Genomic DNA, 13,372 nt, shown 5'->3' on the forward strand with positions numbered 1-13,372 from the left:
AGTGATGACCGTGCCGGCAAAATCATGTCAGCATGTCCCATACGCCCCGAAGTTGCCAACACATGACCGATTTTAACGAACTGATCCGCACCCGGTTGCACGCCTTTCCGAAGCCGCACTTCCTCGGTGCCCAGGATCTTGATCCACCCGATATCGCCAACCTGCTTGATCTGGCGGACGTGTTCGTCGATCTCAACCGGCAATCGACCAAGAAGCTTGATCTGTTGCGCGGCCGCACTCTGGTCAATATGTTCTTCGAGAACTCGACCCGCACCCAATCAAGCTTCGAGCTGGCCGGCAAGCGCCTCGGGGCCGACACCATCAATATGAGCATGAAAACCTCGTCGGTCGCCAAGGGCGAAACCCTGATCGACACCGCCGTCACGCTCAACGCCATGAAGCCCGACCTGCTGGTGGTCCGCCACTCGGCCTCGGGTGCTGCGGCCCTTCTGGCACAGAAGGTCGGCTGCTCGGTCGTCAATGCTGGCGATGGCCAGCACCAGCACCCGACTCAGGCCCTGCTCGACATGTTGTCGATCCGTCGCGCCTTCGGTCATGTCGATGGCCTGACCATTGCGATCTGCGGCGACGTCACCCACTCCCGCGTGGCGCGCTCAAACGTCATCCTGCTCAACGCCATGGGCGCCAATGTCCGCCTCGTCGGCCCGCCGACCCTCATTCCGGGCGATGCCGACCAGTGGGGCACCGAGGTCTATCACGACATGCGCGAAGGCATTGCCGGCGCCGACGTGGTGATGATGCTGCGCCTCCAGCTTGAGCGCATGGATGGCGCCTTTATCCCCTCCGCCCGTGAATATTACCGCTTCTTCGGCCTCGACCGCGAGAAGCTGGCTGTCGCCGCTCCCGGCGCCAAGGTCATGCACCCGGGGCCTATGAACCGCGGCATCGAGATCGAACTCGGAAATCGCCGATGATCTCTCTGTCTCCCTCATTCAGGATCAGGTCGAGATGGGCGTGGCCGCCCGTATGGCCGTGCTGGCGTCCCTGGCCGCCCGTCTGGAGAACGACCGATGACCGGGATAGCTTTCACCCCAGCATTTGTCGCACTTATGGTTGGTATTTATGCGCCGCCGTCAATGGCCGATGAAATGAAACATGTGCACGCTAAAACGCTTGTTGCGGCACATGCCGAAGCAGACGCGAACCGGGATTTTCAGAAAGGAAAATGCTTTCTTTATGTAATCTATGCACGCGTCACCCACATTCCCGGCACAACTTTGGACGAGCAGACAGCAAAAAAGAAATACACTTTAGTAATTATGGATGGAGTTGGAGATAATTTAACGCGTGAAGTCGTCAGAAATAACCAACGCGCAGTGGATTACTCAACCATTTATAATGCTACAGCTATCAAAAATTGTGGAGCCGCATGATGACCAAAGGCACCCCCGCCATCGCCTTCGTCAATGCCCGCATCATTGATCCGGCCACCGAATATGACGGCCCCGGTTCGGTCATCGTGGCTGATGGCGTTATCTCAGAGGTCATCCTCGGCCACGGCGCCATTATTGGGCATCCCGGCATCCGCATCGTCGATTGCGCCGAAAACGCCATCATCCCCGGCCTGATCGACATGCGCGTCAAGACCGGCGAGCCTGGTCACGAGCCCGCCGAAACCCTGAAATCGGCCAGCCTTGCGGCGGCCGCAGGCGGTGTCACCTCCTTCGTCGTCCAGCCCGACACCGATCCCTGCATCGATGAACCGGCCATGGCCGACTTCATCCTCAGGCGCGCCCGCGATATCGAACTGGTTCATGTCTATCCGGCCGGCGCCGCCACCAAGAAGCTGGAAGGCCAGCAGATGGCGGAAATCGGCCTGATGGCCGAGGCCGGCGCGCTTTACTTCACCAATGCGGACGAGCCGATCATCAATTCCAAGATACTCAGCCGTGTCCTCTCTTACGCCAATGGCTTCAACGCTCTGATCGCGCATCGTCCGAAGGAGCCGTGGCTTTCCGAAGGCGCTGTGGCGACCTCCGGCGAAATGGCGGCGCGCATGGGCCTCTCCGGCGTTTCGCCGCTGGCCGAGCGCATCATGATCGAGCGCGATCTGGCGCTGGCGGAACTGACCGGCGCGCGCTTTCTGGTCGATCTGATCTCGACCCGCGAAGCCCTGGATTCTTTGGAGCGCGCCAAGGGCAAGGGGCTCGAAGTCTTCGCCTCGGTCAGCATCAACCATCTGATGTTCAACGAGATCGACATTGGCGATTACCGCACCTTCTTCCGCCTCGATCCGCCCCTGCGCGCCGAACGCGACCGTCTGGCGCTGATCGACGGCATCGCGTCGGGTCTGATCGATGTCATCGTGTCGAACCATTCGCCGGAACCGGCCGAACACAAGCGCCTGCCGTTCTCGGAAGCGACACCCGGTGCGCTCGGCCTGCAAACCCTGCTGCCAGCGCTGATCGGCCTGCACCACGAAAACGATATTCCGCTGATCGATCTTCTGCGCACCGTGACGCAAAATCCGGCGCAATTGCTGGGTCTCGCTGCCGGACGCATCGCCAAGGGCGCGCCGGCGGATATCCTGCTGGTCGATATCGACGCACCGTTTGCGTTGCGCGAAAAAGACATCCTGTCGAAATCGAAGAACTCCCCCTTTGAAAACCGCACGTTGCAGGGCAAGGTGCTCAAGACACTCGTGGACGGTAGAATCGTCTACGAGGTCTAGTCGCTTCCCCTTCCTTCCCCCTCACCGGCCTGACGGCCACCCTCTCCCCGCAAGCAAGGAGAGGTAAAGAATGAAAGAACCGTATGCCCGCCCTTCCCGATGCCGCCATCTACGCGATATCCATCATCGGCGGTTACCTGCTCGGTTCGATCTCGTTCGGCTATATCGCGGCGAAGGCAGCGGGAATCGACATCCGTTCGGTCGGTTCGGGTAATATCGGCGCCACCAATGTGCTGCGCACCGGCCGCAAGGACCTGGCGGCTATCACCTTTATCGGTGACACCGGCAAGGGCGCAGCGGCCGTGGGGCTGGCGTTTTTCCTGTTGCTGAAAGCCGATCTGCAAACGCGCCAGATCGCCATGGCGCTGGCCGGTTCGGCCGCTTTCCTGGGCCACCTGTTTCCGGTGTGGCTGAAATTCAAGGGCGGCAAGGGCGTGGCCACCTTCTTCGGCACCCTGTTCGCGGCCTGCTGGCCCATGGGGCTGATGGCGGCGGCGCTGTGGCTCTTGACGGCGTTTATCTTCCGCATTTCGTCGCTGGGCGCCCTGGTCGCGGCGGCTTTGGTCGTGCCAGTCGCCTTCCTGCTGCCATTTTCCGATCCCGCAGCCCCTTTTCTCGGCATGGCGCTGTTCATGGCTGTGCTGATCTATATTCGCCACCGCGACAATATCCGCCGTTTGCTCAAGGGCGAAGAACCAAAGATCGGCAAGAAGAAAGAATAATCACCTCCCCATCTTGATGGCGAGGTGGCAGCGCCCAGCGCTGACGGAGGGGCGCAGCACGGACGATGACCAGCCCCCCCCTGCCAAATACGATCTCGCCCGTAAACTACGTCGACAGATGTCACTTGCTGAAACGCGTCTGTGGGTGCGCTTGCGCAATCGTGAAGCCCTTGTTTTTAACATTCGCCGCTCATATGCTTTCGGGCCTTATATTCTCGATTTTTATTGTGACGACGCTAAGCTGTGCATCGAAGTCGATGGCGGTCAGCATCCTTTTGATGAGGCGCGGACCTATGATGAAAAGCGGGACGCTTACCTGAAAAGCCGCGATATAGAGACCATGTGTATTCCCGCCATTCAGGTTATGGAAGACCCGGATAGCGCGGCGCTTTATGTAGCGGATGAAATTCGCTTGCGGCTCACTAAAGGGTAGCGCCCCTCCGGCGCTTTGCGCCACCTCCCCACTTCGTAGGGAGGAGGGAAGGTCTTGAGCGTTGGCAAAAACCCTGTTAGCGTGGCGCGATCTGAAGCGAATTACAACTTTTGGCTTTGATCGCATCACCACCGCACATGCTGAGGCCGAACGCATCGCACGACTGCGGCTGGCCCGCACGCACCGCATCAGGCCGGTCAATTCGCCCAGCTTATGCTGCGTTTCGGCTCAGCTATACGCGCGCTCGAAGACCTGCCGCACATCTTCAATCGCACCGGCGGCTCGCTGACGCCTTTTCCGCAAGCCAGGCTCGATGAGGAACTGGCGCGGGCCGCTGCCACCGGCGCACGGCTGGTTGTTCTGGGCGATGCTGACTACCCCGCCCTGCTGAAACAGATCGAGGCGGCGCCGCCAATTCTGTGGACGCTAGGGCCGCTGAAAGTCCGCCACCGCGCCATCGGGATTGTCGGCGCGCGCAACGCTTTGGCCGCTGGCCAGAAGATCGCCCAGACCCTGGCCCACGAGCTTGGCGAGGCCGGTTTCCACGTTATCTCCGGACTGGCGCGTGGCGTCGATACGCGGGCGCACGAAACCAGCCTGAAAAGCGGCACGGTCGCGGTGCTCGGAGGGGGCGTCGATGATATTTACCCGCCGGATAATCGCGGACTCTACGAGAAGATCCGCGACCACGGCCTGCTGGTATCCGAAAGCCCGGTCAGCCATCGCGCCACGGCGTCGGATTTCCCGCGCCGCAACCGCATCATTTCCGGACTGTCGCTCGGCACCATCGTGGTCGAGGCCGAACTGCGCTCCGGTTCGCTGATCACCGCCCGGCTGGCGGCCGAGCAGAACCGTGAGGTCTTCGCCGTGCCCGGCTCACCGCTTGATCCACGCTGTCGCGGCACCAACGACCTGCTCTAAGGCAAGGCGCCAATCTTTGCGAAAGCGCCGAAGACGTCATTCGCGTACTGGAGGGGCAGATGGGGTTCGATGCGCCGCCCTTGCCGGCGATAGACATCGCGCCGTTCGCTTCGGATAATCGTCCGGCGAATCAGGAAGACGACATCGCACGCGCCGCCCGTGCCATGCATCAGCTCATTAGCGAAACGCCAATGCACCGCGACGACCTGCTGCGCCGCCAGGCCGCACCGGCGTGGCTCGGCCTGGCGGCGCTGAGCGAACTGGAAATTTCCGGCGTGATCACGGCCTGTGACGGTGGCTATTACAGCCGCTCCTGAGGCCTGTCTTCGGACGGAGTTACCGTACTAGGTGCGGACGTGTCGCCGAGCCCGCGGCTTTTTATTATGGCCTGTTTTAGATCGTGACTTAGGGTATCGCAGCCCGCGCGCGCCGCCACATTCGCCAATTCATGAGCGATATCCGTGATATAGTCGAGAACATCTTTTTGCTGATGCGCCAGATCATACCCGTCTTTTTGTGCAGGAGCCGTCATACCCTACATTCCTCTCTATAATTGCGACACAAGCATGCCCTTGATTGCAATTTAATTGCATCAATTTACAATTGTATTTTCGATTTATTTTATTGCCGTTGACAGGATTGGAATTGCTCAGCATGTATGCCTGAGGTTCGTAGCCACGAACCTGAGCGCCACGCCGCCTTGATTTTCTGGTGTGACGCATGATGTAAGGGTCGCGTTTCGACCGCCTTTCCGCTAGAGCACAGGCCTGCACTTCGCCTGACAAGAGATTTTATGACCGTTGTTATTGTAGAGAGCCCGGCCAAGGCCAAGACCATCAACAAGTATCTTGGCAAGGGTTTCACCGTTCTGGCCAGCTTCGGCCACATCCGCGACCTGCCGTCCAAGGACGGATCGGTCAAGCCGGACGATGACTTCGCCATGACCTGGGAAGTCGATCCGAAGTCCGCCAAGCGCATGAACGACATCGCCGACGCCATCAAAACCGCTGACCGCGTTATTCTGGCCACCGACCCGGACCGCGAAGGGGAAGCGATATCGTGGCACGTGCTCGAAGTGCTCAACAAGAAAAAGGGCCTGATGAAGGACAAGAAGGTGCAGCGCGTCACCTTCAACGCCATTACTCAGGCCGCCGTCCAGACCGCCATGGCCGCCCCGCGCGACATCGACATGGAACTGGTGGACGCCTATCTCGCCCGCCGCGCGCTTGATTATCTCGTCGGCTTCACCCTGTCGCCGGTGCTGTGGCGCAAGCTGCCAGGCGCCCGTTCAGCCGGCCGCGTGCAGTCGGTGGCGCTCAAGATCGTGGTTGATCGTGAAATCGAGATCGAGAAGTTCAAGACCGAGGAATACTGGACGGTCGACACCGAGGTTTCGGCCAGTTCACCGCCCTTTAACGCCAAGCTCTTCACGCTGAACGGCAAGCGCCTCGGCAAGTTCGACCTGCCGAACGAAGCCGCCGCCCATGCCGCGCGTGACGCCATCAAGGCCACCACCTTCAGCATCACCGAGGTCGACCAGAAGCCCGGCAAGAAGTCGCCGCCGCCACCTTTCACGACCTCGACCCTGCAACAGGAAGCCGCCCGCAAGCTCGGTTTCTCGGCCTCGCGGACCATGCAGACCGCGCAAAAGCTCTATGAAGGCGTCGATATCGGTGGCGAGACCACAGGTCTCATCACCTATATGCGTACCGACGGCGTCTATGTCGAACCGGCCGCCATCGGTGAGATGCGCAAACTGATCGGCGAGCGTTACGGCGCCCCCTATGTGCCCGAAGCCCCACGCATGTATAAGGCCAAGGCGAAAAACGCCCAGGAAGCGCACGAAGCCATCCGCCCGACCTCCTTCTATCGCCGCCCGGAAACCCTGCGCCTCGAAGGTGATCAGGCGCGTCTCTACGAGCTGATCTGGAAGCGCACAATGGCGTCGCAGATGGAATCGGCGCGCGTCGAGAAAACCGCCATCGACCTGACCAGCCCTGACAAACAGATCGGCCTGCGCGCCACCGGCCAAGTGGTGACCTTCGATGGCTACATGGCCGTCTATGAAGAAGGTCGCGACGAAAGCGCCGATGACGAAGACGGTGGCCGCCTGCCGATGGTGAAATCCGGGGCGTCGGTTGATGTGCACAAGGTCGAGCCCGACCAGCACTTCACCGAGCCGCCCGCCCGCTATTCCGAAGCCACGCTCGTCAAGAAACTCGAAGAACTCGGCATCGGCCGGCCTTCGACCTACGCTTCCATCCTGACCGTGCTGCGCGATCGCGCCTATGTCCGCATGGACAAGAACCGCTTTATTCCGGAAGACAAGGGCCGCCTGGTCACCGCCTTCCTCGATCAGTTTTTCCACCGCTATGTCCAGTACGATTTCACAGCCGATCTGGAAGAAAAGCTCGATCTGGTCTCCGACGGCAAGCTCGACTGGAAGCAGTTGCTGCGCGATTTTTGGGTTGATTTCCACGCCGCCGCCGAGGGCATGACCGAACTGCGCACCACCCAGGTGCTCGATGCGCTCAACGAATTGCTTGGGCCGCTTATTTTCCCCGACAAGGGTGATGGCTCTAATCCGCGCGCCTGTCCGTCGTGCGCCAATGGCCTGCTGTCGCTCAAGACCTCGCGGTTTGGCGCCTTTATTGGCTGCTCCAACTATCCGGAGTGCAAGTTCACGCGCCCGGTCGGCAACCCTGATGCCGAAGGCGCCGATGGCGCTACCGGCGACAAGGATCTTGGCGAAGATCCGGCCACCGGCAAGGTCGTCTCGCTCAAGATCGGCCGCTTTGGCCCCTATGTGCAGCTTGGCGAGCCGGAATCGAAGGAAGACAAGCCCAAGCGCTCGTCGCTGCCGAAGGCCTGGCCGCCCTCGACCATCGATCTTGATCGTGCGCTCAAGCTCCTGAGCCTGCCGCGTGAAGTCGGCATCCACCCGGAAGACAAGACTCCGATCAAGGCCGGCCTGGGTCGCTTCGGTCCGTTCATCGAGACCGGCGGCACCTATGCCAACCTGTCGAACTTCGATGAAATCTTTGAAGTCGGCCTCAATCGCGCCGTCGACCTGATCGCTGAAAAGCGCGCCGGCGGCGGTGGCAAGGGCGGTCGCGGTGCGGCGGCAGCGCCTCTGAAAGAACTCGGCACCTTCGGTGAAGGCGGCGACAAGATTTCGGTCATGGCCGGCAAGTATGGCCCGTACATCAAGTGCGGCAAGGTCAACGCCACCCTGCCGAAAGAGATGACACCGGAAACCGTCACGCTGGAACAGGCGATCGAACTGATCAATGCCAAGGGTGGTGCGGCGAAGAAACCTGCCAAGAAGGCGGCCGCGAAAAAGGCGCCTGCCAAGACAGCCGCGGCCAAGAAACCGGCAGCCAAGGCGGCAACGGCCAAGACTACGGCTGCGAAAAAGCCTGCTGCCAAGAAAGCGCCGGCGAAGAAGGCTAAGACCGCTTAAGTGATAAACTAACCTGGAGCTTCGACGTGGAACTGAAAGATTTCATACAAGGAACGCTTATTGATATTTTAAGCGGAATACGCTCTGCACAAATGATCACTAAATCGAGTCCTGAGTTGGGAATAATCAACCCCGTTTGGGGCGGAACCAGTAAAATATATGAGCATGTTCAGGACATTAAATTCGACATTGCAATTACAGCTTCAGAGACAATAACTGGCAGCGGACAAGCCGGTATTAAGGTTGTGTCGGCCCTAGACATTGGCGGCAAAATACAAAAAGAGCTTTTAGATTCGCGGGTCAGCCGAATATCTTTCACGATTCCCATTGTTCCCGCAGTCAACACTGTAGAAGACGTAATTAAGCCCCACGCTTAGTAAACTACCCTAATACCTTACGGAACGTCAGGTTATAACGATGATTACCAATGACATGGTGGCCAGCTCTCAGAGTGAGCACCCCGTGAAAGCTTTTGCGCGCCGGACCGCCCCACACCACGACATCGCCGTGGTGGAGCGTGATCTTCTCCACCGGATCGCTGCGCTTTAGGCCGCCGAACTGGAAGGTCGCGGGCAGTCCCAGCGACACCGAGACAATCGGCGCCGAATAATCGCCTTCGTTGATATCCTGATGCAGCCCCATTTTCGCGCCCGGTTCATAGCGGTTGATCAGGCAGCCATCCGGCGTAAACCCGAACCCTGCGGCCTGAGCGGCACGCTCCGCCAGATGGGTAAATACGGGCGGCAGGGCCGGCCAAGGCTGGCCACTCAGCGGATCCTGGTGGTCATAACGATAGCCCTTGCTGTCGGCCACCCAGCCTATGCCTGCATTGGTCATGCCCACCGACATGCGGCCACCGCCCGGCACGGTCATATGCCGGAACGGCGCCACCCTAGCCACCGCCTCAATAGCGGCCACCAATTCTTGGGCATCGGTCAAGGCGAAACCGCGCAGGAGGGACACGCCCTCACGCCCGAACTCAGGCACACCAAACAGGTCAGGCTGCGTCATGAAAAATAATGCCTAAGGTATGCCGCAGCCCCGAACGCACCCGCGACACACCGTGACGCATCGTGACGCGATAATCGCCGCGTGTGCCGGCCACCGGCCGCTGATGGACGGCGAAGATCACCGCGTCTCCTTGCTGCAGCGGCACGACCGAGGCCACCGACTGCATACGCGGGCGCTGTTCGGTCAGGACGAACTCTCCGCCGGTGAAATCCTCTTCCGGACGCGACAACAGGATGGCCACCTGCAAGGGAAAGACATGCTCGCCGTACAGATCCTGATGCAGGCAGTTGTAGTCATCGAGCCCATATTGCAGCAAAAGCGGCGTGGGCCGTACCTGACCTGCCGCATGGCATCGCGCCAGGAAATCGGCATGATCGGCCGGAAAACGGACATCGAGCCCCATGCGCTGCTGCCAGCGGTTGGCTATGGGCGCGAGATGCGGATAAAAGCGCGCGCGTAATTCCGCCACCGCGTCCGGCAGAGGATAGGCGAAATACTTGTACTCGCCGCGCCCGAAGCCATGACGCGCCATATGGACATGGCTGCGGAACATCGGCTGCTCATAGAGCGCCGCAAGCGTTTTACATGCCTCTGGCGCGATCAGGCCGGGTAGTATGGCAAAACCATGGACATCGACATCGTGTTCCAGATGTGGCCACGCGTGGAACACCTGTTCGGGAAAGAGATCGGCTTCAAACATTTTGGCCCTCCTTCAGCAACAGAGCGCGCTTACGCTCGACGCCCCAGCGGTAGCCCGACAAAGCGCCATCGGTACGCACCACCCGATGACAGGGAATGGCGATGGCCAGGGCATTGGCAGCACAGGCGCCCGCCACGGCACGCACGGCTTTCGGCGCACCAATAGCCTCGGCGATGTCGGCATAGGAGCGCGTTTGGCCCGAAGGAATAGCGCGCAGGGCTTGCCATACCCTTTGCTGGAAGGCGGTGCCGCGAATATCGAGCGGCAGATCCAGCGCCTGTTGCTGGTCGATCATGCCGACCACCTGCGCCATATGGCGCTCGAAATCCACATCGGCGCCGATCAGATTAGCCTTGGGAAATCGGTCCTGCAGATCACGCGCCAGCGCCTCGGCCTCATCGCCCAGGGTGATGGCGCAGATCCCCTTATCCGATTGCGCCACCAGGATGACGCCGAGCGAGCACTGCCCGATGGCAAAGCGGATATCGCCGGCGCCGCCTTTTTGAAACTCGGTCGGAGTCATACCCAGTATGGCGTTCGAGCGCTCGTAAAAACGCCCGCTCGATCCATATCCGGCCTCATAAAGCGCCGCCGTCACCGCCTCACCGGCACTCAAGCCCTGGCGCACCCGCTGCGCGCGGTGCGCATCGCCATAGGCCTTGGGCGTCAGGCCGGTGGACGCCTTGAACAGACGATGGAAATGGTGCGGTGACAGGCCGGCGCGGGCCGCCATTTCGTCAAGCGAGGGCGCGTCTTCCGCCCCTTCGATAAAACGGCAGACGGTGGCGATCATCTCCGCCTGCTTCGCTTGTGTGCTGGCTTCACGGGGCTTGCAGCGCAGGCAGGCGCGAAATCCCGCAACTTCGGCAGCCTCGCAACTCGCATGAAAGCGGACGTTTTTCGGCTTCGGCAGGCGTGACGGACAGGTTGGGCGGCAGTAGACGCCGGTGGTCCGCACGCTATAGACAAAATCCCCCGGTTCGCGACGGCTGAGCGTCTGCCAGCGCGGATCAATTTCGGTGGATATAGCGGTGTCGGGCATAAGGTCTGGCATAGCATTTTCCTTCACAACAGGCTTGTCAATTTCTGTTTAGCCTGCCCTGAAAAGGGACGCGCTCCGGCCCTTGCGGTTAAATTCACGCGGGTCAGCCATTTTCGAATCACCCTATGGCTTTCCACATCGATTTTTTGCGGAAAGTTAAGGCAACGACGGTAATATCGAGAGCGGCAAAGGTTTGCCGCGCGTCTGAGGGCATGTCCTATTCTGATTTCCAAAGCCAGATCTGCACCAAAGTTGTGTGCTGCGCTCATCACGTTGCCAGTGACCGTGTCGGTTGTCGCCCTGCTGATGTGCGTCCCTGTGCAGGCGCAAACCGTGCCGTCAGCGACACCCACCGCCCAAAGCGCGCCCGAAGATACCCCCATTATCAATGATGCTGATTTCGACGTCGCCCTGCCGCCGCTTGAAGAGACCGTAGCCCCTGCCCTGCCCGTTCAGACGGAAGCCGCCCCCGCGCCAGACGCGCCGACACCGGATACGACGATCGCGACCGAGACGCCGGAGGACGCCCTGCCCCCCGTCACCGCGACCGAAGACACCGAACTCGATGCCCCTCTGCCGGCTCTGGCAGGTTACGATGTCCAGCCCAATACCGCGCTCGTTACCGAAGACGTGCTGCCGGAAATCCGTTACGCCACCGTGGTCGATGGCCTGCATGAGGTCGCTCTCAACGATGAGTTCAAGAAGCTGAGCTCGCTGCAATCGGGTAAGGGCAAGGCGGTGAATGTCACCATGGTGCGCGCCCGCGCCACCGAGGACGAGGCCCTGATCCTCCGCCTGCTGAAATCGGAAGGCTATTACGACGGCACGGTCACCACCACCATCACCACCCCGACCGACAAGAGCGGCACCAGCCTGCCCAACGCCACGGTTCAGGCGCACATCACCGTGGTGCCCGGCCCCGCCTATCGCTTTGGCCTGATTATGGCCAATGCCAACCCGACCCTCCCGCCCGACTTGATTCGCAACGCCCTGCCGCTCAAAACCGGTGACCAGATCATCGCCACCCAGGTGCTGGCAGCCGAGGCCAATGTCAGCGTGGTCATGCAACAGAGCGGCTATCCTTTCTCCAAGGTCGGTACGCGCGATATCCTGCTCGATGGCGCCAAACTGACCGGCGATTACACGCTCGAGGTCGACACCGGAAATCGCTCACGCTTCGGCGGCTTCAAGTCCGAGGGTAGCGAAGCCTTTGGCGCCGATCACGTCGCGGTCATGACCCGCTTCAGGAAGGGCGATCTTTACGACAACCGCCAGGTCGATGACCTGCGTGAGGCGCTCGTCGCCACCGGCCTGTTCCGCAGCGTGGCAGTCGAGCCGGTCGCCACCGGCACCTTTGGCGAGGACGGCACCGAATATGTCGATCTGCTCGTCCACCAGCAAAAAGGCCCCGCCCGCACCCTGGCCGCCGAAGTCGGTTACGGCACCGGCGAAGGCTTCACCGCCACGGCAAGCTGGCAGAACCGCAACCTCTTCCCGCCAGAAGGCGCCCTGATCGTCACCGGCGCGCTCGGCACCAAGACGCAAGACCTGACCACGACCTTCCGTCGCTCCAATGCCAAGAAGCGCGATCGCACCTTCCAGCTCAGCGCCAGCGCCGGACATAATGTCTATGATAGCTACGAGGCCTATACAGTCGGGTTCTCCGGTCTGGTGTCGCGCGTCTCGACACCCTTGTGGCAAAAGGTCTGGACCTGGTCCTACGGCTTCGACATCACCGCCTCGAAGGAAGCGACCAGCGGTCTGAAGGACTTCCTGGGCGAAGCCGACAGCTTCTATGTCGCCGCCTTGCCGACCAAGCTGGCCTATGACCGCTCCGACAGCCTGCTTAACCCGGCTACCGGCTACCGCGCCTCAGCGGAGGTGACGCCGCAGATATCGCTGTCGGGCGGTGGTTCGAGCGTCCGCACCATACTGGACGCCAGCTATTATCACCCCATGGGCGCCAAGGCGGTCATCGCCGCCCGCACCCGTCTTGGCTTTGTAGTCGGCGGCAATCTTGAAGATATCGCCCCGTCACGCCGCCTCTATGCCGGTGGCGGCGGATCGGTGCGCGGCTATGGCTATCAGCAGCTTGGCCCGAAGGACGATACGCTCGACCCGACCGGTGGCCTGAGTTTTTTTGAAGCCTCGGTCGAATACCGTTACCGCTTCGGTGATCTCGGCATCGTGCCCTTTATCGATATAGGCCAGGCCTATACCTCGACCACGCCGTCCTTCAAGGACCTGCGCGTGGGCGTCGGCATTGGTGCGCGCATGTACACCAATTTCGGGCCGATCCGCATCGATATCGCCACGCCGGTCAAACGTAACAAGGAAGCCGGCGAGCCCTTGATCGCGCTCTATGTCGGCATCGGGCAGGCGTTCTAG

The 13,372-nt window shown here is 60.7% G+C and carries 13 protein-coding genes and 1 pseudogene; 10 read left to right on the plus strand and 4 right to left on the minus strand.

The window, feature by feature from the left end:
* Nucleotides 1-62 precede the first annotated feature (62 nt).
* The 7 genes and pseudogenes from ABQ278_RS13250 (at nt 63) to ABQ278_RS13280 (ending at nt 5,085) form a co-directional block, all read left to right on the plus strand.
* A pseudogene (locus tag ABQ278_RS13250) lies at nt 63-1,035 on the plus strand (aspartate carbamoyltransferase catalytic subunit).
* On the plus strand, nt 1,032-1,394 hold the full coding sequence (locus ABQ278_RS13255) for a hypothetical protein (RefSeq protein WP_349320011.1): 363 nt from the start codon (nt 1,032-1,034) through the stop codon (nt 1,392-1,394). The pseudogene ABQ278_RS13250 and the gene ABQ278_RS13255 overlap by 4 nt, the downstream one beginning before the upstream one ends.
* Nucleotides 1,394-2,692, plus strand: coding sequence for a dihydroorotase (gene pyrC, locus ABQ278_RS13260; protein WP_349322168.1), 1,299 nt, complete (start codon nt 1,394-1,396; stop codon nt 2,690-2,692). The genes ABQ278_RS13255 and pyrC overlap by 1 nt, the downstream gene beginning before the upstream one ends.
* 83 nt (nt 2,693-2,775) lie before the next feature.
* Nucleotides 2,776-3,414, plus strand: a complete 639-nt coding sequence (gene plsY, locus ABQ278_RS13265; protein ID WP_349320012.1) for a glycerol-3-phosphate 1-O-acyltransferase PlsY — start codon at nt 2,776-2,778, stop codon at nt 3,412-3,414.
* A gap of 118 nt (nt 3,415-3,532) precedes the next feature.
* Nucleotides 3,533-3,847 (plus strand): DUF559 domain-containing protein, encoded by a 315-nt coding sequence (locus ABQ278_RS13270; RefSeq protein ID WP_349320013.1) that lies wholly within the window; start codon nt 3,533-3,535, stop codon nt 3,845-3,847.
* A gap of 213 nt (nt 3,848-4,060) precedes the next feature.
* A complete protein-coding gene (dprA, locus tag ABQ278_RS13275) occupies nt 4,061-4,768 on the plus strand; it encodes a DNA-processing protein DprA (RefSeq protein ID WP_349320014.1) in 708 nt (235 codons plus the stop codon).
* An 80-nt stretch (nt 4,769-4,848) separates the two neighbouring features.
* A complete protein-coding gene (locus tag ABQ278_RS13280; RefSeq protein ID WP_349320015.1) occupies nt 4,849-5,085 on the plus strand; it encodes a hypothetical protein in 237 nt (78 codons plus the stop codon).
* On the opposite strand, the gene ABQ278_RS13285 is transcribed toward ABQ278_RS13280, so the two are convergent.
* Nucleotides 5,070-5,300 (minus strand): hypothetical protein, encoded by a 231-nt coding sequence (locus tag ABQ278_RS13285; protein ID WP_349320016.1) that lies wholly within the window; start codon nt 5,298-5,300, stop codon nt 5,070-5,072. The two genes, ABQ278_RS13280 and ABQ278_RS13285, sit on opposite strands and share 16 nt — an antisense overlap.
* A 261-nt stretch (nt 5,301-5,561) precedes the next feature.
* On the opposite strand from ABQ278_RS13285, the gene topA reads away from it, so the two are divergent.
* Together topA and ABQ278_RS13295 are read left to right on the plus strand one after the other, a co-directional pair.
* On the plus strand, nt 5,562-8,231 hold the full coding sequence (gene topA / locus ABQ278_RS13290; protein ID WP_349320017.1) for a type I DNA topoisomerase: 2,670 nt from the start codon (nt 5,562-5,564) through the stop codon (nt 8,229-8,231).
* A gap of 26 nt (nt 8,232-8,257) precedes the next feature.
* A complete protein-coding gene (locus ABQ278_RS13295) occupies nt 8,258-8,608 on the plus strand; it encodes a hypothetical protein (RefSeq protein ID WP_349320018.1) in 351 nt (116 codons plus the stop codon).
* A 4-nt stretch (nt 8,609-8,612) separates the two neighbouring features.
* Here ABQ278_RS13295 and alkB read toward each other — a convergent pair whose 3' ends face one another.
* From alkB to ada, 3 genes are read right to left on the minus strand one after another with little or no spacing between them, the layout of a single operon-like run.
* Nucleotides 8,613-9,242: a DNA oxidative demethylase AlkB gene (alkB, locus tag ABQ278_RS13300; protein ID WP_349320019.1), complete on the minus strand. Its 630-nt coding sequence runs from the start codon at nt 9,240-9,242 to the stop codon at nt 8,613-8,615.
* Nucleotides 9,229-9,942, minus strand: coding sequence for a 2OG-Fe(II) oxygenase (locus ABQ278_RS13305; RefSeq protein WP_349320020.1), 714 nt, complete (start codon nt 9,940-9,942; stop codon nt 9,229-9,231). Before ABQ278_RS13305 ends, alkB begins: the two co-directional genes overlap by 14 nt.
* Nucleotides 9,935-10,996 (minus strand): bifunctional DNA-binding transcriptional regulator/O6-methylguanine-DNA methyltransferase Ada, encoded by a 1,062-nt coding sequence (gene ada / locus ABQ278_RS13310; protein ID WP_349320021.1) that lies wholly within the window; start codon nt 10,994-10,996, stop codon nt 9,935-9,937. Before ada ends, ABQ278_RS13305 begins: the two co-directional genes overlap by 8 nt.
* Before the next feature lie 267 nt (nt 10,997-11,263).
* On the opposite strand from ada, the gene ABQ278_RS13315 reads away from it, so the two are divergent.
* Nucleotides 11,264-13,372 (plus strand): BamA/TamA family outer membrane protein, encoded by a 2,109-nt coding sequence (locus tag ABQ278_RS13315; RefSeq protein WP_349320022.1) that lies wholly within the window; start codon nt 11,264-11,266, stop codon nt 13,370-13,372.

It is taken from the genome of Asticcacaulis sp. MM231 (assembly GCF_964186625.1).
Classification (GTDB): Bacteria; Pseudomonadota; Alphaproteobacteria; order Caulobacterales; family Caulobacteraceae; genus Asticcacaulis.